The organism is Agrobacterium vitis (genome assembly GCF_014926405.1).
GTDB classification, from domain to species: domain Bacteria; phylum Pseudomonadota; class Alphaproteobacteria; order Rhizobiales; family Rhizobiaceae; genus Allorhizobium; species Allorhizobium vitis_H.
Genome location: NZ_JACXXJ020000003.1, coordinates 1,008,266 through 1,034,313, shown reverse-complemented (window position 1 = coordinate 1,034,313; position 26,048 = coordinate 1,008,266). Strand labels below are relative to the sequence as shown.

The 26,048-nt window shown below is 57.8% G+C and carries 20 protein-coding genes; 11 read left to right on the top strand and 9 right to left on the bottom strand.

Annotated features, from left to right (window positions below; genetic code table 11):
* Positions 1-12 precede the first annotated feature (12 nt).
* Both ugpQ and IEI95_RS05985 read left to right on the top strand, forming a co-directional pair.
* The gene (gene ugpQ, locus IEI95_RS05990) at positions 13-735 is read left to right on the top strand and encodes a glycerophosphodiester phosphodiesterase (protein ID WP_156537332.1); all 723 of its coding nucleotides are present in this window, start codon (positions 13-15) and stop codon (positions 733-735) included.
* Complete coding sequence (locus tag IEI95_RS05985) at positions 735-2,288, top strand: metallophosphoesterase family protein (RefSeq protein WP_156537331.1); 1,554 nt, start codon at positions 735-737, stop codon at positions 2,286-2,288. The genes ugpQ and IEI95_RS05985 overlap by 1 nt, the downstream gene beginning before the upstream one ends.
* 58 nt (positions 2,289-2,346) lie before the next feature.
* Here IEI95_RS05985 and IEI95_RS05980 read toward each other — a convergent pair whose 3' ends face one another.
* From IEI95_RS05980 to IEI95_RS05970, 3 genes are read right to left on the bottom strand one after another with little or no spacing between them, the layout of a single operon-like run.
* Positions 2,347-2,895 (bottom strand): GNAT family N-acetyltransferase, encoded by a 549-nt coding sequence (locus tag IEI95_RS05980; RefSeq protein ID WP_156537330.1) that lies wholly within the window; start codon positions 2,893-2,895, stop codon positions 2,347-2,349.
* Positions 2,896-2,923: 28 nt separating this feature from the next.
* On the bottom strand, positions 2,924-3,235 hold the full coding sequence (locus tag IEI95_RS05975; protein ID WP_156537329.1) for a DUF6916 family protein: 312 nt from the start codon (positions 3,233-3,235) through the stop codon (positions 2,924-2,926).
* A complete protein-coding gene (locus IEI95_RS05970; RefSeq protein WP_194416154.1) occupies positions 3,232-3,906 on the bottom strand; it encodes a phage tail protein in 675 nt (224 codons plus the stop codon). Before IEI95_RS05970 ends, IEI95_RS05975 begins: the two co-directional genes overlap by 4 nt.
* Positions 3,907-4,302: 396 nt before the next feature.
* Between IEI95_RS05970 and IEI95_RS05965 the strand changes: the two genes are divergently transcribed.
* The 3 genes from IEI95_RS05965 to IEI95_RS05955 all read left to right on the top strand — a co-directional run bounded on the left by IEI95_RS05965 (position 4,303) and on the right by IEI95_RS05955 (position 13,518).
* The gene (locus IEI95_RS05965; protein WP_194416153.1) at positions 4,303-9,942 is read left to right on the top strand and encodes a putative Ig domain-containing protein; all 5,640 of its coding nucleotides are present in this window, start codon (positions 4,303-4,305) and stop codon (positions 9,940-9,942) included.
* A 416-nt stretch (positions 9,943-10,358) separates the two neighbouring features.
* Positions 10,359-12,377 (top strand): LodA/GoxA family CTQ-dependent oxidase, encoded by a 2,019-nt coding sequence (locus tag IEI95_RS05960; RefSeq protein ID WP_156532076.1) that lies wholly within the window; start codon positions 10,359-10,361, stop codon positions 12,375-12,377.
* Positions 12,361-13,518: an NAD(P)/FAD-dependent oxidoreductase gene (locus IEI95_RS05955; RefSeq protein ID WP_194416152.1), complete on the top strand. Its 1,158-nt coding sequence runs from the start codon at positions 12,361-12,363 to the stop codon at positions 13,516-13,518. The genes IEI95_RS05960 and IEI95_RS05955 overlap by 17 nt, the downstream gene beginning before the upstream one ends.
* 18 nt (positions 13,519-13,536) lie before the next feature.
* Here IEI95_RS05955 and mnhG read toward each other — a convergent pair whose 3' ends face one another.
* From mnhG to IEI95_RS05925, 6 genes are read right to left on the bottom strand one after another with little or no spacing between them, the layout of a single operon-like run.
* Positions 13,537-13,905: a monovalent cation/H(+) antiporter subunit G gene (mnhG, locus tag IEI95_RS05950; protein ID WP_012653659.1), complete on the bottom strand. Its 369-nt coding sequence runs from the start codon at positions 13,903-13,905 to the stop codon at positions 13,537-13,539.
* Entirely contained in the window at positions 13,902-14,183 is a 282-nt protein-coding gene (locus IEI95_RS05945; protein ID WP_012653660.1) for a K+/H+ antiporter subunit F, read from the bottom strand. Before IEI95_RS05945 ends, mnhG begins: the two co-directional genes overlap by 4 nt.
* Positions 14,180-14,656 (bottom strand): Na+/H+ antiporter subunit E, encoded by a 477-nt coding sequence (locus IEI95_RS05940; RefSeq protein WP_156532078.1) that lies wholly within the window; start codon positions 14,654-14,656, stop codon positions 14,180-14,182. The genes IEI95_RS05945 and IEI95_RS05940 overlap by 4 nt, the downstream gene beginning before the upstream one ends.
* Positions 14,656-16,287 (bottom strand): monovalent cation/H+ antiporter subunit D, encoded by a 1,632-nt coding sequence (locus tag IEI95_RS05935; RefSeq protein WP_156532079.1) that lies wholly within the window; start codon positions 16,285-16,287, stop codon positions 14,656-14,658. The genes IEI95_RS05940 and IEI95_RS05935 overlap by 1 nt, the downstream gene beginning before the upstream one ends.
* Positions 16,284-16,619 carry a Na+/H+ antiporter subunit C gene (locus IEI95_RS05930; RefSeq protein ID WP_012653663.1) on the bottom strand — a complete coding sequence of 112 codons (336 nt, stop codon included), beginning with the start codon at positions 16,617-16,619 and terminating at the stop codon, positions 16,284-16,286. Before IEI95_RS05930 ends, IEI95_RS05935 begins: the two co-directional genes overlap by 4 nt.
* The gene (locus IEI95_RS05925; protein ID WP_194416271.1) at positions 16,619-19,540 is read right to left on the bottom strand and encodes a monovalent cation/H+ antiporter subunit A; all 2,922 of its coding nucleotides are present in this window, start codon (positions 19,538-19,540) and stop codon (positions 16,619-16,621) included. The genes IEI95_RS05930 and IEI95_RS05925 overlap by 1 nt, the downstream gene beginning before the upstream one ends.
* Before the next feature lie 126 nt (positions 19,541-19,666).
* On the opposite strand from IEI95_RS05925, the gene IEI95_RS05920 reads away from it, so the two are divergent.
* From IEI95_RS05920 to IEI95_RS05895, 6 genes are all read left to right on the top strand, one after another.
* Positions 19,667-19,915 (top strand): helix-turn-helix transcriptional regulator, encoded by a 249-nt coding sequence (locus IEI95_RS05920; protein ID WP_156532081.1) that lies wholly within the window; start codon positions 19,667-19,669, stop codon positions 19,913-19,915.
* 218 nt (positions 19,916-20,133) lie between these two features.
* The gene (locus IEI95_RS05915; RefSeq protein WP_071206876.1) at positions 20,134-21,120 is read left to right on the top strand and encodes a BMP family protein; all 987 of its coding nucleotides are present in this window, start codon (positions 20,134-20,136) and stop codon (positions 21,118-21,120) included.
* A gap of 7 nt (positions 21,121-21,127) precedes the next feature.
* A complete protein-coding gene (locus tag IEI95_RS05910) occupies positions 21,128-22,537 on the top strand; it encodes an amidase (protein ID WP_156532082.1) in 1,410 nt (469 codons plus the stop codon).
* The gene (locus tag IEI95_RS05905; RefSeq protein WP_156532083.1) at positions 22,534-24,054 is read left to right on the top strand and encodes an ABC transporter ATP-binding protein; all 1,521 of its coding nucleotides are present in this window, start codon (positions 22,534-22,536) and stop codon (positions 24,052-24,054) included. The genes IEI95_RS05910 and IEI95_RS05905 overlap by 4 nt, the downstream gene beginning before the upstream one ends.
* Positions 24,044-25,093, top strand: a complete 1,050-nt coding sequence (locus tag IEI95_RS05900) for an ABC transporter permease (RefSeq protein ID WP_156532084.1) — start codon at positions 24,044-24,046, stop codon at positions 25,091-25,093. The genes IEI95_RS05905 and IEI95_RS05900 overlap by 11 nt, the downstream gene beginning before the upstream one ends.
* Positions 25,090-26,034: an ABC transporter permease gene (locus IEI95_RS05895; protein WP_156532085.1), complete on the top strand. Its 945-nt coding sequence runs from the start codon at positions 25,090-25,092 to the stop codon at positions 26,032-26,034. The genes IEI95_RS05900 and IEI95_RS05895 overlap by 4 nt, the downstream gene beginning before the upstream one ends.
* The last annotated feature ends 14 nt before the right edge of the window (positions 26,035-26,048 follow it).

Below are 26,048 nucleotides of genomic sequence, written 5' to 3'. Positions count from 1 at the left end.
CAGGATTTTTCAATGACCAAGATCGTATCCCATCGCGGGGCCAACCAGTTTGCGCCGGAAAATACCTTCGCAGCTGCCGACCTCGCCCTTCAGCAGGGCGCCGATTACATCGAGCTTGATGTGCGAGAGAGTGCGGACGGTGTGCTCTACGTCTTTCACGATGAAACCTTGGACCGCACCTCCAATGGCACCGGCCCCATCGGCCATGCGACATCGGAGGAAATCGATGCGCTGGACGCCGGAAGCTGGTTCTCCCCAGCCTTCAAAGGTGCTGCCGTGCCCAGGCTCGACGCCTATCTCCAGCATCTGCGTGGCCGCGCCGGTGTCTATATCGAGCTGAAATATTGCGATCCGGCCAAAGTGGTCGCACTGGTGCGAAGCCTTGGCATGGTGGGCGATACATTCTATTTTTCATTTTCCGAAGACATGCGCCGCGATCTGCAATTGATTGCGCCGGAATTCCGTAAGATGATGACGCTTGATATTGCCAAGTCGCCGTCTCTGGTCGGTGCGGTGCATCACGCCACGATCATCGAGATGACTGTTGAACACATGCGTCGGCCAGGTTTACTCGAAGCGTGCCGCAAAGCCGGGCTTGAGGTGATGATCTATTACGGAGGGGACGACATGGCCATTCACCGCGAAATCGCCAAAGCCGGTGTCGATTACATCAATCTCGACCGTCCGGATCTGTTTAATGCTGCCCGTTGCGACCATGTGGAAGCCGCCGCCTGATGCAGATCGCAGTTGTCGCCGATGTCCATCTGCATGATCTGTACGGCGGGTATGGCATGGTGGAGGAGGGCGGCGGACTTGCCCTTCGCACGCTGGCGGACACCATGGCGTCCACCCGCGTGTTCAATGAGAGCCATGCCGCCTTTCTTGCCGTGTTGGACGATATCGTCCGGCGCGGTATCCGTGATGTCGTACTTCTTGGCGATTATTCCGATGATGGCCAGATTGGCGCGGTTGCAGCCGTCAAACGGATTCTTTCCGACTACGAAGACAGACATGGCCTGCGGTTTTTCGCCACCTTCGGCAATCATGATTGCTACGGACCAGCGCCGCGTCATCTCGCCAAGCTGCTGACACAGGCCGATGGGCTGGAACCGCTAATGGTGACGAGTGATGATCGTTCGCCTGCACCCGCAATCGTCTGCCTTGGGATGCGTGGCATGTCGACAGCTGAGGCCGTGGCGGCCATGGCACCCTACGGCGTCACGCGTCCCGAGACCATTCTCCATTGGGAGACGCCTCATGACGGTCTGGCGGACCTTGCACTCCGACATTTGTCTAGCGGCGACGACCTGAACTGTGACGCCTCTTATCTTGTCGAGCCGCAGGAAGGGCTCTGGCTTTTGATGCTGGACGCCAATGTTTTCCAAAAGACCGGCGATGGCTGGAAGGTCAGGGCCGATGCCGCCTGGGATCATGTGCTGGCAGAACGCCCCTATCTGCTGGCCTGGATCAAGCAGGTGGCTGATCGCGCCAACCGTTTGGGCAAGACCTTGCTGGCCTTTTCTCACTACCCGGCCTTGCCCTTGGCATTGACAGGAGAAGGCAGCGACGTGCGGGCGGCGAGTACGCCGGACTGGTCGAAGCGCATGCCATCGCCGGAAACCAGCCGCCGCCTTGCCTGCGCTGGGATTCGATGGCATTTCAGCGGCCACATGCATGTCGCCGGGCGGGTTGAACTGGATGGTCTCGTCAACATCGCCGTCCCTTCGCCCGTCGCCTATCCTGGAGGCTACGTTGTCGTCACTGCCAAAGCCAAGCAGATTGACATCGAGACCGTTCAGATGAACGTGGTCAACGGTTTCGATATTGCGTTCCCCGCCTATCAAGTGCAGTCCGGCGGTAACAATCGCACCTGGTTTCCCAAACTGCTTTCCTGTGCGACCTATGCAGAGTTTCTGCGGGCCCATTTGCAAAATCTGATCGAAACGAAACATATTCCCGATGATTGGTCGCCTGAGCTTCTGGCATATCTCGACGAGACGATGGGGCATCTATTCTGTGAGGATAGCCGTTTGGCGGGGCTTACGGTCGGATACTCGGACGTTATGTCCCAGCCGTTTCGGCAGATGGTCGAGGATTACTACCTGTTGCGGGCTGCCGGACGAAATGCCTTGGGAGAGATTCCGGCAGAGAGGGTGGTGTTCTACCGGGATCTCGCCACGCACCTAAGATCACAAGATCGCGTAGGGACGGGAGTGTCGCGAGATGTTGCCAGGTTTTTGGAATTATTCGCCGCTTGCACAGATTTTGATGGTTGGCTGAATGATTGATTGCATCGTCCACAAGAAAAATCAGATCATGGCCGGTTCACGCTGAACTTGACCGACCTCAGCCGCCGAGGCCATTTCCTCCCGACATTTCCCTTCGATCGGGATGACCAGGAGGAAACCATGCCATGTGAATCATTGGCGGCTGGGCCTGGACGACCTGAAAACCGAGCCGCTGGTAAATCGGAAAACCGTTCGAACCGAAGACCGGCGTTGAAAGCGTCAACGGAATGTTGCCTTTTATGGCTGCCGCCTGCAATCCTCTGATGACATTGGAGCCTATTCCGCTACCTCGGGCTTGCTTTAAAACCTGCAACTCGGAAATCCGCCAATCTGCATATCCCAGGTCGATGATGGTGCGTCCGACTGAGGAACCAAGTCGCTCAATGATGAAGTCGAGATGATCGGGATAGACGCTTTCAACCCCGGCGCGCATGGTCTTGAATTGCTGCTCATAGAGATCACGAATGAAATCGGGTTTCCCTTCCGCCCATGCGAGCCATGGGCGGGTTTCGATAAACAGTTTGAAAATCAGATCCTGATCACTCGCCCGGACAAGGCGCAAATTCAAACCGTTTCCGAATGCGAAAGAGCCGGTAAAACCATTCATATATGTCTCATCCAACTCAACGCGACCATCAATTGAATGCAACTTCCAAACGGATGACGTCGGGCTGCGGGCTGAGGATACGCTCAATATACGCAAGCCCGATCTTATCCAGACTGCGATGCTCGATAGCGTAGTCTCCGCTTTGAATGTCAGGAAACGCGTTGTGCTGGACGCAGAGAAAAAGGCTGAAGGCCGTTCGCGCTGCTCCCGGTGCGGTGCTGGCTGGATATTCGACAACCTTGGCCAACACCGCGTTGATCACTGTCTCCTGCACGGTCAGTGTGAAATCGTCCCCGATATAGGGCGTGAATTTTGCTGCATCCAGAATGAGACCAATCATGGACGAACCGGGTAGAGGCCTTGAACGCAGAAAATGAAATTGATCGCCAGGTAAGGAGGCTTGGCGTCGATAGCAGCACCGGTACCAAATGGCTGCACCGTAACAGCTCCGCCTGTGATCGCATTGGTGGCAATGCTCTGAGCCGCCGTCGGCGCATTTCCGGAAATGGTAACGCTGCTACTATCGAGAGTGACTGGTGTCGTTGAAGCAGCGCCGTAGATCCTTGTGGCTGCCGTATTTCCACCAGAAAGGGCAGAGCCCGCCGTTGGCAACTGGGAAGTTCCCGCAGCTGGGCTTGCCTTCATGGTTGCAGTCTGCGTTCCTGTCTGCGCTGGTATATTCACCGTAGCATTGCCAGTGGGCGTAAAGACAGCCGCATGGGTATGGGCCGGAATTTGGGTTGAATTCAACGAAACGGTATCATTTCCGCCTTTGTTGCCGATCGCATAATTCGGGCTGGTGGGCGTACGTTGTCCATATCCGATGGGCATTTGACCGCGCAGGTCCGGCAGGTTGAAATAGGTTTGCTGGTCCCCGCCATAGAAATTTGAAACAAGTGAATAGACGGCATTGTATTGATTTATCGTTAGTTTTTGACCCCAGCACATGAGCCAGCCATCAGGTGCATAATTGAAGCCGACCGGCAAGATAGTCGCAAGAAACGCATCCATAATAATCCTCCACGGGGCTCGGGGCATTGCGAATCGACAACTGATTCGGGTTCATGAGGTCAAAACATATTTCTCAACCATAACTTAGTAAATTATATTGTTTCAATTTTTTGGGAAGGCCTGGCAGGGTAAATTTTAGATTTTTCATGATGCCTTCCTGTACTGATCGCTCTACCCAGGCGTTTAGAGCGAGGTGTTTTAGTCACAGTTGAAAGAAAACAATGGGTGACAGCGACGCTTTCCATCTGCGGATATTGTTATTCAACCATGGCTCGAATAATGCTCGAATGACGGGCGCCTTGTGGTGGGCGCTCGTTTCAAGGGCAGCGTATTTTCGGTCGGCAAAACGACACGATCGATTATCGATGCCTTGGGCGAGCAGGGGTTTAGAGAAGAATGCAATTCGGTAAATCGTTTCGTGTCGCGCATGTTCTGGCAGATACAAAGAAGTTGGCATGGACCCGGCTCAAGCGATCGGCTGGTGCCGCCTTTCGGGCTTTCATTGGTGTCCTCACCATCCTGATTACCGGCTTGAGTTTTGCGACAACAGCCAATGCCGCACTTTCAGCGTCATGCAGCCAAGTCAATTCAGACTTCAGTTCGCCACGCTATCTCACCAATACCGACAACTTTTCCCCTGATTACCAAAATTTGACCGCTGGCGAGTATATCTCCTGGAGCTTTTCGACCACTGGAACAGCAGCTGGCGGCACCTCATCAGCAATTGTGATATACAGCGACAACTATAATAATCTTCTTGTTAATGAGAGTAATCTTGGTGGAAATATTAATAAATCTGGCAATTTTACAGCCAGCGCTTCGGTAGATAATCTACAGATGATCCTTGATGTCACTCAAGATAACTCGGCTAGCCCTTCCAATTATAACACACTCACATTCAGCGCTGCCTGTTACGCAAGCGCGCCGACGTCTCCCGGTGCCCCGACAATCGGAACCGCCACACCTGGCAACAGCCAGGCCACGGTGTCCTTCACTGCCCCGGCCAGCGATGGCGGTGCGGCGATCACCAGCTATACTGTGACGGCAAGTCCGGGTGGCGCGACGGCAACCGGCTCGGCAAGCCCGATCACCGTGACGGGCCTGACCAACGGTACGGCCTATACATTCACAGTCACCGCCACCAACAGTGTTGGAACCGGTGCGGCTTCGGCAGCAACGAGCGCGGTCACGCCGACACCGCCAACCTTTACCTTTTCCCCTGCCTCAGGCGCGTTGACTGCGGCAACTGTGGGGACGGCCTATAGCCAGACAGTCACTGCTTCGGGCGGAACGTCGCCCTATACCTATGCTGTTTCATCAGGAACACTTCCTGCTGGCATGAGCCTAAACACATCGACCGGAGAGATCTCCGGCACGCCGACGACCGCCGGAAGCGCTAGCTTCACCATCTCAGCCACGGATGCCAATAGCGCGACGAGCTCGGCAAGTTATTCCCTCGCCGTGGCCGCAGGCCTTCCTGGTGCGCCAACGATTGGAACGGCTACAGCTGGAAACGGCCAGGCCACGGTGTCCTTCACCGCTCCGGTCAGCAATGGGGGTGCGGCGATCACCAGCTATACCGTGACGGCAAGTCCGGGTGGCGCGACGGCAACCGGCTCGGCAAGCCCGATCAATGTGACGGGCCTGACCAACGGTACAGCCTATACCTTCACTGTCACCGCGACCAACAGTGTCGGAACCGGGACGGCTTCGGCAGCAACGAGCTCGGTCACCCCGACAGCGCCAACCTTTACCTTCTCCCCCGCCTCAGGCGCGTTGACAGCAGCAACCGTTGGTACGGCCTATAGCGAGACGGTCACGGTTTCGGGCGGAACGTCGCCCTATACCTATGCGGTTACATCAGGGACACTTCCTGCTGGAATGAGCCTCAACACATCGACCGGGGCAATTTCCGGCACACCGACGACCGCTGCCAATACCAGCTTTACCATCACCGCTACCGATGCCAATAGCGCGACGGGATCGGCGAACTATTCGCTTGCCGTGGCAGCAGACATTCCAGGCGCGCCGACGATTGGGACGGCATCCGCCGGTGATAGCCAGGCGACCGTTTCGTTTACCGCCCCGGCCAGCGATGGTGGCGCGTCCATTACAAGCTATACCGTGACGGCAAGCCCGGGTGGAGCGACGGGAACCGGATCGGCAAGCCCGATCACCGTGACTGGCCTCACCAATGGCACGGCCTATACGTTTACCGTCACCGCGACCAACAGTGCTGGAACCGGGACGGCTTCAACGGCATCGAATTCGGTCACGCCGGGAGCATCACTCCAGGCTCCCATTGCTAACGCGGTCAGCGACACGGTCAGTGCGAACTCGTCGAATAACCCGATCACACTGAACATGACCGGCGGTGCGGCCTCGTCCGTTGCCATTGCCACGCCCGCGTCGCATGGTACGGCCTCGGCCTCCGGCACGTCGATCACCTATACGCCCACAGCGGGCTATTCCGGCTCCGACAGTTTTACCTACACTGCTACCAATGCCACCGGAACATCCTCGCCAGCCACGGTGACCATAACGGTAACGGCCCCGGCCTTCACCCTGTCACCAGCCTCCGGCACTTTGACAGCAGCAACCGTTGGTACGGCCTATAGCGAGACGGTCACCGCTTCGGGCGGAACATCGCCCTATACCTATGCTGTTACATCAGGGACGCTTCCTGCTGGCATGAGCCTCAACACATCGACCGGGGCGATTTCCGGCACACCAACGACCGCTGCCAATACCAGCTTCACCATTACCGCTACCGATGCCAATAGCGCGACGGGATCGGCGAGCTATTCGCTTGCCGTGGCAGCAGACGTTCCCGGCGCGCCGACAATTGGGACGGCGTCTGCCGGTGATGCCCAGGCGACCGTTTCGTTTACCGCCCCGGCCAGCGATGGTGGCGCGTCCATTACAAGCTATACCGTGACGGCAAGCCCGGGTGGAGCGACTGCAAGCGGATCGGCAAGCCCGATCACCGTGACTGGCCTCACCAATGGCACGGCCTATACGTTTACCGTGACAGCGACCAACAGTGCCGGAACCGGTTCGGCCTCGGTCGCTTCGAACTCGGTCACCCCGTCTGCCGTTCTCCAGGCCCCGGTTGCCAATGCCGTCTCCGAAACAGTTGCGGCCAATTCGTCGGCCAACGTGATCACTCTCAACATGACCGGCGGCACGGCCTCTTCCGTTGCGGTCGCTTCAGTGGCATCGCATGGAACGGCCTCGGCCTCCGGCACGTCGATCACCTATACGCCCACAGCTGGCTATTCCGGTTCCGACAGTTTTACCTATACTGCCACCAATGCCACCGGAACATCCTCGCCAGCTACCGTGACCATCACGGTTACGGCGCCAACCTTGGTCCTCTCGCCCTCGGCTGGTACCCTTGCAGCAGGCACGGTGGGTGCTGCCTACAGCCAAACCGTCGCAGTATCCGGTGGCGCAGAGCCGTATGATTACGAATTCCTGTCGGGATCTTTGCCAGCTGGCCTGTCCATAACGTCAAGTGGTGGCGCCTCTGCCAGGATTCTTTCCGGAACGCCGTCGGCTGCCGGAACGAGTAACTTCACGGTTAAAGTTACCGATGCATATGGTGCAACGATCACGGCCTCTTATTCCATCACCATCAATGCAGCAGCGCCGATCGCCAACGCGCTGACGGCAACGGTGACGGCAAACTCTTCGGATAACGTTCTGGCCCCCTCCATTACCGGCGGTGCTGCGACGGCGGTCACCATTGCCTCCTCGCCAAGCCATGGGGCAGCAACGGTATCCGGCACCAATTTTATCTATACGCCGACGGCTGGCTATTCCGGCTCCGACAGTTTTACCTACACCGCCACCAATGCCACCGGAACATCCTCGCCAGCCACGGTGATCATAACGGTGACGGCCCCGGCCTTCACCCTGTCACCAGCCTCCGGCACTTTGACAGCAGCAACTGTTGGAACTGCCTATACTGAGACAGTCACGGCTTCGGGCGGAACGTCGCCCTATACCTATGCTGTTACTTCAGGGACGCTTCCTGCTGGCACGAGCCTCAACACATCGACCGGGGTGATTTCCGGCACACCAACGACCGCTGCCAATACTAGCTTTACCATTACGGCCACCGATGCCAACGGCGCCTCGGGATCGGCAAGCTATTCGCTTGCCGTCACGGAGCCATCGGTAACGCTGAGCCTCTCTCCGTCGTCAGGGGCTCTCACCACAGCAACGGTGGGCACTGCCTATAGCCAGTCCGTCACGACAACGAGTGGTACCGCTCCTTATACCTACGCTGGAACCGGCCTGCCGGATGGCCTTGTCCTCGATACGAGTACCGGAACCATCAGCGGAACGCCGACGACGGCTGGAAGCTATGCTATCGCGGTGACGGTCACCGATAGCGCGTCACCCGCCAATCATGGCTCGGACAACTATACGCTGACGGTGAACACCGCCGCATCCATCGCCTTCTCGCCAGCTGGCGGAGCGCTGAAAGAAGCTATGGCGGGCGAGGCTTATAGCCAGCAGATATCTGCAACAGGGGGAACAGGATCGCTGATCTACAGCCTTTCCTCTGGAAGCCTGCCGAAAGGCATGGTGCTGAATATCTCGACCGGTGCGCTCAATGGACCGCTCGATGCGGGTACGGAAGGCGATTATTCCTTTGCCATCCAGGCCCGTGACAGCAATGGTACGACCGGCACTGCAAGCTATACCGTCAAAGTGACCACGCGCGCGGTGACCGTGGCGGATCATGTGGTCGACGTTCCCGCAGGCGCCACGCCGAATAATGTCTATCTCAACAAAGACGCTACCGGAGGTCCGTTTACCGAGGCCGATATTGTCTCCGTCGAGCCACCCGAGGCAGGGACGGCAACCCTTATTCAAGGTGAGCTTGCAGCCGTCTCGTCAGCTTCTCCTGTCGGCTGGTATTTGAAATTCACTCCGAATCCGGCCTATTCGGGCCAGGCCCGTATCGCCTATCGCCTTGCAAGTTCGCTTGGAAATTCCAACACGGGCACCGTCATCTACAACATCAACTATAATGCAGAGCAAGTCGCGACGGATATCGACAACCTCGTACACAGCTTTGTTCAGACCCGTCAAAACATGATCTCCTCCGCGATCAAGGTGCCGGGTCTGATGGAACGAGGCCGGATGGCCAGGGCGACGACCCCTGTGACAACCAGGATGTCTCCGTCTACGCAGGGAATGACGTTCGGTTTTTCCACCAGTCTTGCACAGATGGAATCTGCCCGTGACAGTGCCGACGGCGTTGCTGGCGGCTATTCCTCGCCATTCAACATCTGGATTGATGGTGCCGTTCTGGCTCATAACGACAAGGACACCAATGGCAGCAAGTGGGGCAGCTTTGCCATGATCAACATGGGGGCCGACTATCTGCTAACTGACAAGGCGCTGCTGGGTCTTTCGTTTCACTACGACCGGATGACGGACCCGACGGATGAGGACGCCATGCTGACCGGCAATGGCTGGCTGGCTGGCCCCTATACCTCTTTCGAAGTCACCAAAGGCGTGTTCTGGGATGCGAGCCTGCTGTATGGCGGGTCCTCAAACACCATCGATACCCAGCTCTGGGACGGCAATTTCGATACCCAGCGCTGGATGTTGGATACGTCCATCAAGGGAAAATGGTCTTTGGACGAAGCGACCGTGGTGACGCCGAAGCTAAGAGCGGTTTATTTTTCCGAAACCGTCGACGATTACGCCGTGAAAAACAGTTCGGGCGACACGATCGATCTCGACGGGTTTACCTCGGAGCAGTTCAGGGTGAGCCTCGGCGCTGAAATTGCCCGTTCCTTTACACTTGCAAGCGGCTCAACAATGACGCCAAAACTTGGTATCACCACCGGCTTTTCTGGCCTCGACGGGTCCGGTTTATTCGGATCGGTCACGGCTGGCGCGTCACTGCAAACCACTGAGGCTTGGGCGATTGAAGGCAGCCTTCTATTCAACATCGAAGGTGAGGGCGAAAAATCGGTCGGTGCGAAGGTTGGATTGTCGCGGAAGTTTTGACGCTAGTCGGAGAGGCAGAATTGTGAGCTGAGCCTGGCTGCGGATGGTCAGCCTCGGTTCACTATATGCTCTCTGGTCTGTTTTGAAACAGCATCGGTTGCAGGGTCAGGCATTAATTTACAGGCCGTAGAGAGCTGTTATTTGGCTGGCTCTGTGATCCTCTGAGATGACAGATGGGTGTCAGCACTTTTTACTAGAGTCCGTCAGGTTCAGATTGAACCAAACAGACTCTAGCCTCTCTTGTTTTCGTTTGTCTTTTCGGGAAAACCACATTCCACTTTCCTAAGGCAAACCCAAGGGAGTTGAGGTGAACTGACGGAGGTCAGCCATTCGCAGCAATGATAACTTTGAGTTGATTATTTTTGAAATATTCTTCTTATGGATGTAATTTATTGGCAATTGAGGAGGAGAGCGCCATGGATCACATGAAAGCATCTGCGGAGAGTACTGCGCCAAAAGGCACAGACACGGTCATCGTGCGCGCCGCAATCCATCCGGCCATCGGCATTGCCCGTATTGGTGATGCCAAAACCGAATATTTCATCGGTCCCGAAGTCACCGATGCGCCGCCTGAAAATGCACCGCCGCCATCATTTTACCGAGACAAGACGGGTGCCATCAAGCGGCAGGCCGCTCGGTTCCGTATCTATGGCTATAATGCTGCTGGCGACGTCGTGAGCGAACTGACCAGCGACAATGCCGATATCCATTGGACCGTGCATGTCGCCAATCGCAAAGCGCAATGGTACCAGTTCCAGTATGCTCTGGATATTCCAGAGGCAATCAATGCGCCTGACAATGCCTTTCCCCTGCGCAATCCCAAAGTCATGGATCGTTCGACACTCGCCATTGATCCCGGCCCCCGCAGTATTTCAGGCCGCGGTGTGTCTGGCCCGGCCTATGCTTTCGACACTGGCACCTTCAAGGCGGCAGCTGCCGAGCCGGTTGTCGTGCCATTGGGTGAACTGCGGACGGATGAGGAAGGACGGCTGATCTTCCTGGGTGGGCATGGTAAATCGGCCTCGCCAACCAATGCCCCGGTCTATGATCCGGATAACCCGCCAAGTTTTAACAATGCCAATGATTGGTATGACGATACGTCCGACGGCCCTGTGATGGCCGAGATTTCCATCAATGGTCAGTCGATCCCGGTCGAATCGGCCTGGGTGGTGGTCGCACCGCCGAATTACGCGCCCGATATCATCAGCTGGCGCACGATGTATGATCTGATGTGCGATGTGTCGGTTCAGGCGGGCTGGATGCCGATGCCGAGTGAACCGTCCTTCTCGACGGACATCCTGCCGATATTGCAGCGTCTCAGCAATCTGCAATGGGTCAACAAGGGCTTTGCCGCTTATTTTGGCAAAGGCTGCCCGCTGGATTTCAATAATCCCGATCTGCTTGCCAAGCTGTCGCAGAAACCGGCAGGATTGAGGGAGGGCGATGACCCCTATGGCGAGTTGCGCCGCACGCTTTTCAACAGCTTCCGCCCGTCCGCGCCTATTGTTGCCGAGCCTGTGCAATGGCCGCATGTGCAGCCTTGGATCTATGGCGACGCCTTCGGCAGTTTCTCGGAAACTGGCCCCGGCAACATGCTGACCATGACGGGTCTGCAAGAAGCCATTCTGCGCAAATGGGTGGAAGGCAGCTTCATTGACGACTGGCCGGAGGCAATAAAGCCGGTCTCGAAGATTGAAGAGGTCCCTCTTCCGGGGCAACCGCATATGCTGGATAAGGCCGCCTTGCATTATTGCCTTTCGGATACATTCCACCCGGGCTGCGAAATGACCTGGCCAATGCGCCACGCCAGCCTGTATTCTGCGCCCTTCCGCATCCGTCTGCGTCCAGCCGGTACTCCGGAGCCGGATTATGGAACGACCATGACGCCCATTCTGGTGGAAAAGGTCGGCGGGCCGCTCTACGATCAACCGCCGGGCGGCATTACCCGGTGGATGGCAATTCCCTGGCAGGGCGACACGGCCTTCTGCCGCTCGGGGTATGATCCTGAATTTGATCCTTATTTGCCAACGTTCTGGGCGGCGCGCGTGCCCAATCAGGTGCTGAGCGAGGAGGATTACAACAAGGTCATCGATGAAACTTTGCCGCGAGCGGAGCGTATTGCGGCCTATAGCCGCCGCGTCAACTGGCTGCGTGCGATCATGAACCATGATACGGCGCAGGTCATGATGGATATGATCGCCGAATTCGGGCAACTTGGCATTGTCGAGGCACGGCCGGGCGTAAAGGACGACCCTGACTTTCCCGAATATATCTATGTCGAGACATTGGCCGTCAGCAAACTCAAGCATGCAGCCGATCATGCGGTTCGCTTGCTTGCAGAGGCACCGCAGCCGCTGACCAAGCTGGAGAAGGCCGGTTGGGCAAGCCGCGAGCAACTCGAAGCATTTCGAGCTGTGCGTGTCCAAAAGCGTTAAAGACCAGACTCTCACAGACTCGCCGCAGGGCGACGGGGCTGTGTTTGATGTCGTTGTGGCAGGGGCGGGACCGGCAGGGGCCATTGCCGCCCGTCACCTCGCCCGAGCGGGCCGATCCGTGGTCATTCTCGACCGGCTGCGTTCTCATGCGCCCCGTCTGGGCGAAACATTGCCGGGGGCTGCGCAAAGGCTTTTGGTTCAGCAGGGGCTTGCCGATCTTGCCGTGCCCGGGCCGCAGCATGCACGGGTTGGCGGTGGGCTGACGGTCTGGGGCGATGAGCGTGTGGTGGCAAGCGATACTTTGCGTGATCCTTACGGGTCTGGGCTGCGCCTGGACCGCGCCCAATTCGATGCCGATCTTCGGCAGGCGAGCCTTGAAGCCAGTTGCTTCTGGTGGAAGGTGAATGTCAGTGACATTAAAAGGCAAGACGGGTTGTGGGTGATCGGGCTGGATGACGGCCGCATCCTCCGCGCTTCCTATATTATCGATGCGACGGGGCGCTCGGCGCGGATTGTCCGCCTGCTGGGTGTTGCGCAGCACCGCGGTACGGCGCTGGTCTCGCTGTATCAAGTCGCAAAGCCTCAGAAAAATGCTGATCTGGAGCGGACGCTGATTGAGGCCACGCCGGATGGCTGGATTTATGCGGGCCGGCTTGCCGATGGTTTTTGGGCTATTGGCTATCATACATTGCCCCAGCAGGCTGTGCGGCTGCGGCGATCTCCCGATTACCGGGTTGCCCTTTTTACGGAAACGCCCCATCTGACCTCCTGTCTGGGGGCTTTGGAATGGGTGGGGCCGTTCTTTGCCCGTGATGCCCGTAGTCTCAGCGCCATCACGCCATGCGGCGAGGGTTGGTGTGCTGTCGGGGATGCCGCGCTGGCCTTTGATCCGATTGCAGGTCAAGGCCTGTTCAATGCCCTGCGCACTGGAGTGGCCGCCGCAGAGGGCATTCTTGCTTCTCCAGCGGCGGGCTTATCAGCTTACGCGCAGGAGCTGTCGCGTGTCCGGGCAATCTATACAACCCGGCGGCAAAGCCTCTATCGCTCCGAAAGCCGTTGGCTGGACCGTGATTTCTGGAAAACCCAGCAAGATCAGGTGGCTGTACCCGTGGATGTGGGGCGCCAACACGCCGCCACATGAGAGCCGGTCAGCGGGGTCTCACTCCGCTTGAGACTTTGCAATCTGTTTGGGCGGCACATTTCCATTTCTCTCGACCCGATCACGGTGAAGGGCCGCACGGGCCAGCATCATCAGCGTGACGGGTGTTGTGACCGTGACGAGAATGCCGATCAGAATTTCATGGATCGCTAAGCGCGACGATGCAACTGAGAAAAAGATCATCGATCCAAGCATGATCCCGCCAACGCCCCAGCTGGTTCCAAGCGTGGGCGCGTGGATGCGTTCATAGAATGTTGGCAGCCGCAGAAATCCGATCGCGCCAATCAGCGCCAGCGTTGCGCCAGCCAGCAGGAAAAAGGCTACGCATATGGCGGCCCAAACGGGAATATCTGTTGCGGAATAGATCATTCGATCACCTCCCCACGCATCAGAAATTTACCCAGGGCAACGGAGGCGACAAATCCCAACATACCGATCACCAGGGCGGCTTCAAAATAAATTTGCCGGCCCGTGCCGACACCGAAAGTCACCAGGAGCAACATGGCATTGATGTAGAACGTGTCGAGACCGATGATCCGGTCCTGAGCGCGGGGTCCGATGAACATCCGCACTGACACGATGGCCATGGAGGCCACGAGCATCAATTGGGCGAGCGAGACGGCGCTGAAGAGAATAATTGCGCTCATGCGAATATCTCCAATAGCAGTTTTTCGTAGCGGTTCTTGATCATATCGCGCCAGATGGTTTCGTCTTTGATATCGAGCACATGAAGAAGCACGGAATTGTCGTTGGAATCATATTCAAGCCAGGCCGAACCCGGGGTGCTTGTCAGGATGACCGCCAGCACAGCCAGTGCGAACTGGCTTTTGATATCCAGTTGGACAATGACAAATCCCGGATCATGCTGCCGCGACCCGCTTCTGATGATGATGGCGGCGACGGCAATGTTCGACTTGGCAATGTCATAAAGCACGACAAGAAACAGCTTGGGGAGAAGATACCACTTTCTCAGGTGCGGCTTTTCAGGACGCAGCGACGCCATGGCCCAGCCTGCGAAGACAGCGACGAATATGCCCAGGATCAAATGGCCAAGGGTGAAACCATTGAGCAGCAGCCACATGACAACAAGTGACAGGGTCAGAACCGGATAGGGCAACATTACTCGCTCTCCTTTCCGGTGCTGGACAGGTTTTTGAAGCCGGGAATTTGCGTCGCATTGCGGACCGCATTGATGTAATTTGCCGGGTTGCTCAATGCGCGGATCGTCGTGTCCATATAGTGCATCGCTGGCCCGGCCTGGACAGTGAGAGCGAGCGTGAGCGCCAGCAGAAACATCACGGGAACGATTTCGATAACAAGGACACGCGGAACAGTGCCTTCGATCGAGCTCCAGAACGTGCGGATGCCAGCGCGCGTCATGGAAATCAGCGCGGCGATGCCCGACAGGATGACCAGCACGATCAGCGCCCAGATAGCCATGGTTGGCGGCGAACCGATGGCACCGGTGCCCATCATCGCCGACAGCATCGCGAATTTGGCGATGAAGCCGGACAGCGGCGGCAGGCCGGAGAGCAGTATTCCGCAGGCAGCAAAACAAATGCCAAGGATCGCCATGGTGCCGGGCATCGTGACGCCTTCTTCCTCATAGGGCGCCTGCTCATCCGCATCGCCATAGGCATCCATTGTCACGGCAAGGACATTGGCACCGGCATCCTGCCCCCGTTCGACAAGCTCGATCAACATGAAGAATGCGCTGATGGTCAGTGTCGAACTGACAAGATAAAGCAGAGCTCCTGAGGAGACAGCCCCGTCATTGATGCCGACCACCATCAAAAGCGTCCCCGAAGACACCAGAACCGAAAACCCCGCCAGCCGCCCAAGGGCCTGTGAGGCGAGGACACCAATCGTCCCGAAAACAAGCGTCGCCATGCCGCCATAGAGCAGCACGCCCGCGCCAAAGCCAGCTGACGGGCCTTCTGCGAACAACAGCATGGTCAGCCGCAGGATGACATAGATCCCGAGCTTGCTCATGATGGCGAAAATTCCGGCCACGGGAGCCGACGCTGCACTATAGGCCGTCGGCAGCCAGAAGCAGAGCGGCCACATGCCCGCCTTGATGAGGAAGACGACACCCAATATGCCAGCGCCTGCCTCCATCAACATGCGACGGTCCGGCTCCATTTCGGGAATGCGGGCCGCAAGATCAGCCATGTTGAGGGTGCCAGCCGTGCCGTAAATCAAGCTGACGCCGATCAGGAACAGTAGTGCTGCGACCAAGTTGACGGCAATGTAATGCAGCCCCGCCTTGACCCGAAGGGGGCCGGACCCATGCAGCAGGAGACCATAGGACGCGGCCAGCATCACCTCGAAAAACACGAAGAGATTGAAGAGGTCACCCGTCAGAAAAGCGCCGTTTACGCCCATCAGCAGCAGTTGGAACATGCTGTGAAAATGCGCGCCGACTGCGTGCCAGCGGGCAAAGGAAAACACCAGAGCCGGGATGGCGAGCAAGGCCGTCAGCAGCAGCATCAAGGCCGATAGACCATCCAGAACCAGCACGATGCCGAACGGCGCCGCCCAGTTGCCGACCAGATAGACATTCTCAAAACTGTTCGGCCCGCTCTCGATGCGAAACAGAATGATGGCGATGGCTGCCAGTGCGACTGCGGATGCAAGGCTGATCATCGCCTTGGTCAGTCTCTGCCGCTCATCGACAAGCAGAAGCACGGCACTGGCAACCAACGGCACCAGCACGGGCGCAATGATCAGATGGTGTGCCCAACCATTCATTTTGGTTCGTTCCTCCCATCGACATGGTCGCTTCCCGTCAGACCGCGCGAGGCCAGCAGCACCACCAGAAACAAGGCGGTGGTGGCAAAGCCGATGACGATAGCTGTGAGAACGAGAGCTTGCGGCACAGGGTCCGCCAGATGGCCAGCGCCGTCATCGCCAAGAATGGGTGGCACATTCGCCTTGACGCCGCCGACACCGAAGATGAACAAATTGACGGCATAGGACAGCAGCGAAAGCCCGACGATTACCTGATAGGTGCGAGGCCGCAGGATGAGCCAGACGCCGCAGCCGGTCATAACGCCGATGGCGATCGATAGAACAAGCTCCATCACCCTTCCTCCGATTTCGAGGCATCAATCATGCGCAGGCGATTGATGCGCAAGGACTGATGCGCGAGAGCGACGAGAATAAGAACCGTGGAGCCGACCACCAGGGCGAACACGCCGAGATCAAATAGCAGCGCCGTTGCCGCCGGGATCTTGCCGATCAACGGGAGATCGATATAGCGGGAATGCGAGGTGAGGAACGGATATCCCAGCAACCAGGCGCCGATGCCGGTGGCGACGGCGGTCAACAGGCCTGCACCCATCCAGCGCAGCGGCAGGATACGGATACGATCTTCCGCCCAGCGGGTGCCGCCCGCCAGATATTGCAGCAGAAACGCAATCGACAGCGTCAACCCCGCAGAAAAACCACCGCCCGGCAGGTCATGTCCACGCATGAACAGGTAAACCGACAACGTGACGATAACTGGAAACAGCCATTGCATGATGACCGAGGGGATCAGAAGATAATCGCGCACCGTATCGCCCGCTGACCGCTCTGGCCGCTCCTCATCGAAGCGGTTTTGCGCCTGCTGCTGTTCCGGCATGCCCATGCTGTCTTCGGCAGGGCGGAAGCGGCGCAAAAGCCCGTAGACTGTCAGTGCGACAACCCCGAGAACGGCAATCTCGCCCAGCGTATCGAAACCACGGAAATCCACCAGTATGACATTGACCACATTGCGGCCACCGCCCTGCGAATAGGCGTTTTCCAGGAAATAGCTGGCGATGGCATCGGGAACCGGCATGGTCATCACCGCATAGGCGGTGAACGACATGGCGACCCCGCAGAGAACTGCAAGGGCGAAATCCCGAAACCGGCGAAAGCGCGCGCTCAAGGTCATTGTTTCGCCAAGTCCTTCGGATCGCTTGGGAAGCCAGCGCAGGCCGAGAAGGATGAGGACTGTGGTGACGATTTCGACCAGCAATTGCGTGATGGCCAGATCGGGTGCCGAGAGCCAGACGAAGGTCAGGCAGACGATAAGACCGACGCCACCGAGCATCACCAATGATGCGAGACGGTGGTATTTCGCCAGATAGGCGGTACCGAGGGCAAGGCAGATGCCGATGGCCCAAAGGGCTGCAAACACCGGATCAGCGCCGGAATAGACAAGCGGGCGAACCTCGAAGCCTCTGATATAAAGAGGCAGCATTCCCGCCGCAAAACCCACTGTCACCAGCCAGCGAAGTTGTGGCTGTAGCTTGCGGGTGCCGAGGCGACGTTCGGCGATGCGCGCCCAGTGCCAGGACACTTCAACGATAACACGCTCGAAAATGCGCTGGCCTTTGAACCTGTGAAAAAACGGCGGACCATCGTGGCACCGGGCGAGATAGTCTTTCAACAGGAAATAGATCAGTCCGCCGCCGACAAGGGCGATCATGCTCATCACCAACGGCAGATTGACGCCATGCCAGATTGCCAGACTGTATTCCGGTGTGTCGGCCCTGAGAACACTGACGACGGCGACGTTAAGAAAGGGACCGATCGAGATTGCCGGGATGACGCCGACGATCAGGCAGGCCAGCACAAGAAACTCCACGGGAAACCGCATCCAGCGCGGTGGTTCGTGCGGACGGGCAACCGGGAGATCCTGAGGCGGCGGGCCAAAGAACACAGTGTGGATGAACCGCAGCGAATAGGCGACGCTGAAGGCACTGGCAAGCGTTGCGACATAGGGCAGGATGGTGTCCAGGATCGAATCCGCATGGGTTTCAACGGCTTCGGCAAAGAACATTTCCTTTGACAGAAAGCCGTTGAGAAGCGGAACGCCAGCCATCGCCGCGCTGGCAACGATAGCAAGCGTTGCGGTGAACGGCATGAACCGGAACAGCCCGCTCAACCGCCGCATGTCACGGGTTCCGGTCTCGTGATCGATGATCCCTGCTGCCATGAACAGCGATGCCTTGAAGGTCGCATGGTTCAGCATGTGGAAAATAGCCGCCACCGTTGCCAATGGACTTCCCAGGCTGAGCAATGTGGTGATCAGTCCGAGATGGCTGATGGTCGAATAGGCCAGCAGCCCTTTGAGATCCTGCTGGAACATCGCAAAATAGGCGCCGAGCAACAAGGTTGTGATCCCAGCCGCTCCGACAATCCAGAACCATTCATCGGTGCCTGATAGCACAGGCCAGAACCGCACCAGCAGAAACACCCCGGCTTTGACCATGGTTGCAGAATGGAGAAAGGCCGAAACCGGCGTTGGAGCGGCCATGGCGTTCGGTAGCCAGAAATGGAACGGAAACTGGGCGCTTTTCGTCAGCGCTCCAAGCAATATGAACACCAGGGCGGGGACATAAAGGGAATGTTCGCGAATGACATTGCCGGAGTCGAGAATGGTATCGAGGTCATAACTGCCGACGATATTGCCGAGCAGAATAAGGCCAATCAACAGGCAGAAACCGCCGATCCCGGTAATGGTCAGCGCCATTCGGGCGCCGTCGCGCGCATTGGGGTTGTTGTGCCAATAGCTGATCAGCAGAAAGGAAAATATGCTTGTCAGTTCCCAGAAGACCGACAGGAGAATGACATTGCCCGAAAGCACGATGCCAAGCATCGCGCCCATGAAGGCCAGCAGGAAGGAGAAGAACCGGGGAACCGGATCTTCTTCCGACATATAATAGCGGGCATACAGCACGACCAGAAAGCCGATGGCTGCGATCAGCATGGTGAAGATCCATGCCAGGCCATCCATTCGCAGGGTAAAATCCAGGCCAAGCTGCGGCAGCCATGGCATGTTGAACTTTACGACACCGCCATCGGCGACCGCCGGATAGAGGCTTGCCGTCAGCACCAGCGAAATGAGCATGACAATAGCAGCCGAGCCTGCCGGAAGGCGGCGAGACGGCGTATTCAGCAAAAAGACAGATAAGAGACTTCCGACGAAAGGCAGAAGCAAAAGAACAACGAGCAGAGACGGTCCAGCTGTTATCCCAACGCATTATTTCCTTTTGATTCGAGCCCGGATTGCATACGCAGCTCAATGGATTGGCATCTAGCGATCCGCGCTTTATTGCGCTATATGATGGATATCAATCAATATGGGTGATACTTGGCGATGGGTCAAGGAAACGAGTCCAAGTTTTTAACACCAGCGCTGTGTCGCGCGGCACGCGGCCTTCTGGATTGGACGCAACAGGACCTTGCCGAGCGAGCGGGTGTCTCGCGCAGTACCATCAAGGATTACGAAAACTGTCGTCACGATCTTCATCGTGCCAGCGCAGCCCAGTTGAGCCTTGCATTGGAAGCGGGAGGTGTCGTCTTCATTCACCTTGATGATGGCAAAGTTGGGCTATGCTCCAAATGATAATGACATTGATGCGGCCAGAAGGCTTTCTTTCCGGCGGAAGTTAGAATTATTGCCCAAGTTTCTGGCTGAAGTTTCGTTGTCCCGTCGTTTTGCGCAGTATATCTGCCCGGTTGCAGAACTGCGGATCTGCTTATTTTATAATCGCTCAACGTGCTTGACACATTTTTAGGCCACCCTTAACAATTTCTACCAAATGGTAAAAAAAGGGGTTCAGAATGGGTAAGCAGTTTTTGATGTCGCGTCGGTCCGTACTGGCGTCGGGCATGGCTCTGGGTGTCAGCGCCTTTGCGCCATCCTTGCGGGCGGCAGCGCCGATTAAGGTGGCGGGCATTCATGGTTCTCCGGTGGAAAATGCCTGGAACTCGGTGCTGCACAAGGCTTTGCAGGATGCCGCCAAGGAAGGCGTGATTGAATACGTGTTTTCCGAGGGTGTATCCGGCACGGATTATCCGCGCGCGATGCGCGAATATGCCGAGCAGAATGCCAAGTTGATCATTGGTGAAACTTTCCCCGTCGAAAAACAGGCACGCGAAGTGGCCGCCGATTATCCGCAGACGGCCTTTGTCATGGGCTCCAGCGGCAAGCTGTCCGGCGATAATTTCGGGGTTTTCGGCACCTGGAATTTTGACGGTGCCTATCTGGCCGGGATGCTGGCTGGCAAGATGACCAAGTCTAACATCGTCGGCTCTGTCGGTGCCATGCCTATCCCCGAAGTCAACATGCTGATCAATGCATTTGGCGCAGGCGTAAAGGCCGTCAATCCCAATGCCAAGCATCTTGTGACCTTCATCGGCACGTTCTTTGATCCGCCAAAAGCACGCGAAGCGGGCCTTGCCCAGATTGATGCAGGTGCTGACATCCTGTTTGGCGAACGCATTGGCACGGCAGATGCCGCCAAGGAACGCGGCATCAAATCCGTTGGCTCGTTGATCGATTACACCCCCCGTTATCCCAACACGGTATTTGCCAACGCGCTGTGGAACTTCCGCCCGATCCTCAATGCTGCTCTGGCCGATGTTGCAGCTGGCAAACCCACTGGGCGCGATTACACCGCCTATGGCCTGATGAAGGAAGGCGGCAGCGATATTGTTTTCGTCAAGGGTGTGGCTCCCGCTGATGCCGAAGCGGCCATGGAAGCCAAGCGCGCCGAGATCAAGGCGGGAACGTTTGAAGTGCCAAAAATCATGACCGAGCCAAAGTAAGCCAACCATGCAAGCTGATGCTACTGCTCTGGCCCAAGCAATCGCACGCGGTCGCTTGTCTGCCACCGAGGCAATGCAGGCCTCAATCTCTGCCACGGAGGCGCTCACTGATTTGGGTGCCATTGCCTATATCGATGCGGAAAAAGGCCTTGAAGCGGCGAGGGCAATCGATGCCCTGCCGCTTGATGCCAAGCCGCGCTCTGCCATGGCCTTTGCGGGTGTACCAACGCTTGCCAAGGATCTGGGCGGGCCGTTTGCGGGCTTTCCGGTGGTGGCGGGATCAAGGCTCATGGCGCGCCGTGGCGGGCTGGTTGATTCCGATCTGGCGGTGCGTTTTCGAGCTGAGGGCTTTTGCGTTTTCGGCCTGACCACCAGCCCGGAATTTGGCCTTTCTCTGGCAAGCGAGCCGCAGATTGGTCCTATCTGCCGTAATCCGCTGGATAGCACCCGCACCGCTGGCGGATCGTCCGGTGGTGCTGCGGCCGCTGTTGCGGCTGGCATTGTGGCCATTGCCCATGCCACCGATGCGGGCGGTTCCATCCGCGTGCCCGCCGCCTGCTGCGGCCTTGTTGGCCTGAAACCCAGCCGAGGTGCCATGCCCTCTGGCCCCAGCTTTGGCAATCATCTGGGCGGTATTGCCAGCGAGCTGGTGATTTCCCGATCCGTGCGCGACACGGCAACCAGCTTTTCCGTGCTCAGTGGCAATGTGAAAGGTCCATTCCCGCCATTTTCCCCCACGCCGCCAAAGGCTGGCCGCTTGCGCATCGGCATTCTCACCGACACGGGCGATCAATATGCCACCGACAGTGAGCGCTTGGTGGCCATTGATGAGGCAGGGCGGGCATTGGAAGCCGACGGTCACCAGCTCGTGCCTATTGCCTTTTCACAAATCGCCCAGCCAGCAGCGGCAAGCAACGATGCCTTTGTCAATATCGTCTGCGCCAATCTTGCCGAGACGTTTTCGAAATTCAACCTTGATACATCCAAGACGGAAACACTGACACAGGCGACCATTGAGCGCGGACTGGCACTGCCCACCGCCCATCTGTGGCGCAGCCTTAACGCCATGGTGCTTGTTAGCCGCGATCTCTGGCGGCTGTTCGATGATGTCGATTGTCTGTTGTGCCCGATGCTGTCATCGGCACCCTTGCCGATTGGCTCTTTCCCCAGTGATCATCGGGATACCGATCTGCATTTCGACCGCATGGCCCGCTTTGCGCCGCTCGCAGCCCTTGCCAATGCATCAGGATGCCCGGCCATCACCCTGCCATATGGAAGCGATGCCTCCGGCTTGCCGCTTCCGGTGCAAATGCTGGCTCCTATGGGCAGTGAGCCGCTGCTTTTACAACTGGCAACCCGCCTTGAGAGGGACCAGCGGTTCCAGCAGAGATTCCCCATTGCTGGATTGACGCAATGACGGTGCCCGTGCTCGACATTATCGGTGTCAGCAAACGGTTTGGCAGCAATCTTGCCAATGACGACATTTCTCTATCACTGGCGAAGGGCGAAATTCTGGCGCTGCTGGGTGAAAACGGAGCCGGAAAAACCACCTTAATGAGCATCCTGTTTGGCCATTATGTGCCAGATACAGGCAAGGTTCTGGTCGAGGGCAAAGAGTTGCCCCCCGGCAAGCCGCGCGCCGCCATTCGGGCAGGCATTGGCATGGTGCATCAGCATTTTTCGCTGGCTCCAAACCTGACCGTTCTGGAAAACGTCACAACGGGTACCGAGAGCCTATGGTCCCTGCGGTCGAGGCGTGCGCAGGCGCGGGAAAAGCTGATGGCCATTTCCAGCCGCTTTGGCCTGAAAGTTGATCCCGATGCCCGCCTCGGCGATCTGTCGGTGGGCGAGCAGCAGCGCGTCGAAATCCTCAAGGCGCTCTACAATGATGCCCGCATTCTGGTGCTGGATGAACCGACCGCCGTTCTCACTCAAGTTGAAGCAGAAATGCTGTTTGCAACCTTGAAAGATATGGCGGCACAGGGCCTGTCGCTGATCTTCATTTCCCACAAGCTCGATGAGGTCATGTCTGCCGCCGACCGGATCGTAGTCTTGCGGGGCGGGCGGCGGGTGGCACAGCGCAAGGCATCCGAGACCAGCAAGGCAGAGCTTGCCGAACTGATGGTGGGACGCACCGTGACCCGACCCGTGCGTGACGCCTCCACTCCGGGTGACATTGTTCTGGAAGCCGCACATCTCACCGTTCGCAGAGACGGCGTTGATGTGCTGAAAGCGATTGATTTCCGGCTGCGGGCTGGCGAGGTTCTTGGTATCATTGGTGTTTCCGGCAATGGCCAAGGCGTTCTGGCGCAAGTGCTCTCTGGCACCATGCCGCATACGGCTGGCGACCTTCTGGTGTTTGGCACCCCAGTGGAAAATCTGTCGGTGGCCGATGCCGTGACGGCTGGCATCGGCCGCATCCCCGAAGACCGCAACAAGGAAGGCGTGATTGGTGAGATGGCGATTTGGGAAAATGCCATTCTTGAGCGGCTCCCGGCCTTTTCACGGCGCGGCCTTGTCAACCGCAAGGCGGGGATTGAATTTGCGCGTACCATCATCGAGCAATTCGATGTGCGCGGCGGCACGCCCGCCAGCCGCATTCGTCTGCTGTCCGGCGGCAATATGCAAAAACTCATTCTGGGCCGAAACCTCATCAATCGCCCCCGTATTCTTCTGGCGGCCCAGCCCGCGCGGGGTCTGGATGAAGGGGCCGTGGCCGCCGTGCATGAGCGCATTCTCGAAGCCCGTCGGGCGGGGACCGCCGTGCTGCTGATTTCCGAGGATCTGGATGAGGTTATGGCGCTTGCCGACCGTATTCAGGCGATTGTGGGCGGCAGGTTGTCGCCGCCGATCAATGCGGAGGACGCCAATGCCCGCACACTTGGCCTGATGATGGCTGGGGAATGGCAGGCGGAGATGTCCCATGCGGTTTGAGCGACGCGAACATCGCCCCCTCGTGCTGGTCATCGCCACGCCGATCATGGCCATTGCGGCAGCTCTCGCAATTTCGGGCATTCTCATTGCCATTGCTGGCGTACCGGTTCTGGAAGCCTATTGGCGTATCCTGATCGGTGCTTTCGGCTCGCGCCTCTCGACCACGGAAACACTGACCCGCGCGACGCCCCTGATACTCACCGGTCTTTCGGCGGCAGTGGCGTTTCGGGCAAGGCTGTGGAATATTGGAGCCGAGGGCCAGCTTTATCTCGGTGCCATCACCGTTGCGGCGGCAAGTTCGCATCTTTTGAGCGATTTTTCTCCAGTCATCCAGATTCCGGCTCTGTTGATCCTTGGTGCGCTCGCGGGCATGGTTCTGTTGCTCGTTCCGCTTTGGCTACGCCTTCGCTTTTCCGTGGATGAAGTGGTGACGACCCTGCTGCTCAATTTCGTAGCGGTGCTGTTCGTTTCAATGCTGATTGATACGGTATTGAAAGACCCGATGGCTTTTGGTTGGCCGCAATCGCAATCGGTGGCCGATGCTGCGATGCTGCCAAAGCTGCTTTCGCGCTCACGCCTGCATTTGGGCCTCGTCATTGCCGTGGTGCTGGCTCTTGTGCTGCATTTTGTTCAACAGCGCACAGTATTTGGCATTCGCTCAAGAGCTGCGGGCCTTAACCCGGCAGGGGCAGTGTTTGCGGGCGTGCCGCTCGGCCGCACGCTGGTCACAGTTGCCTGCATTTCCGGTGGCCTTGCGGGGCTTGCAGGGGCAGTGGAAGTCATGGGCGTCAAGGGCTATGTGACGACGGATCTCTCTCCCGGCTATGGCTATTCGGGCATTGTGGTGGCCATGTTGGCCAATCTCAATCCGCTGGGCGTTGTGCTGGCGGCGCTGTTTACGGCCACCATGTTTGTGGGTGCAGACGGCATGAGCCGCGCCATGGGCATTCCCAGCTATATTGCCGATGTGACCGTGGCGCTCTCGCTGCTGACCATGCTGATCGCGCTGTTTTTCACCCAATACAGGATTGTCCGATGAGCGCCATGATGGACATCCTTGCTTCAACGGGTCTCTGGGCTGCCGTCCTCAGGATTGCGACGCCGCTGATTTTCGGCACGCTGGGCGCTTTATTGTGCGAACGGGCAGGGGTGCTTAATCTCGGCATCGAAGGCATCATGACCTTTGGCGCGATGATTGGCTGGTTATCGGTCTATCACGGTGCCGATCTATGGACCGGCCTGCTGATTGCCGCACTGACGGGCGGTGTTTTTGGTGCATTGCATGCGCTTTTGACGGTCACGCTCGGGCTATCCCAGCATGTCTGTGGCCTCGGGATCACGCTGTTTGCGTCCAGCTTCAGCTATTACACCTTCCGTTTGGCGGTTCCAGTTGCAGGATCGCCGCCAACCATTGTTCCGTTCAAGCCGATTGCCATTCCGGGTCTCAGCGATCTTCCCTTTGTCGGCCCTGCCTTTTTCGTGCAGACACCGCCAACCTATCTCGCCATTCTGCTGGCTGTCATTTTGGCCTACGTGATCTTTCGCACGCCGCTGGGCCTTGCCATCCGCATGACGGGTGAAAACCCCCATGCGGCGGAAGCGCAAGGGATTAATCCAATGGCGGTGCGCTATGGTGCCGTGATTGCTGGCTCGGCCCTGATGGGCATGGCCGGGGCCTTCCTGACGCTGTCGGCGTTCAACAGCTTTTTCCCGACCATGGTGCAGGGTCGCGGCTGGATCTGCATTGCACTCGTGGTGTTTTCCTCATGGCGACCGGGCCGGGCGCTGCTGGGTGCGCTGCTTTTTGCCTTTTTCGATGGTTTTCAACTGCGCCTGCAAACGGCGCTGGGTGGGGCCGTGCCCTACCAACTGTTTCTGATGACCCCTTACATCCTGTCCATCGCCGCCCTTGCGGTGATGGCGCGCCGCGCCCGCGTGCCACAGGCGTTGATGCAACCCTATCGGCGCGGCGAGCGCTGAAGCAAGGAAACTCA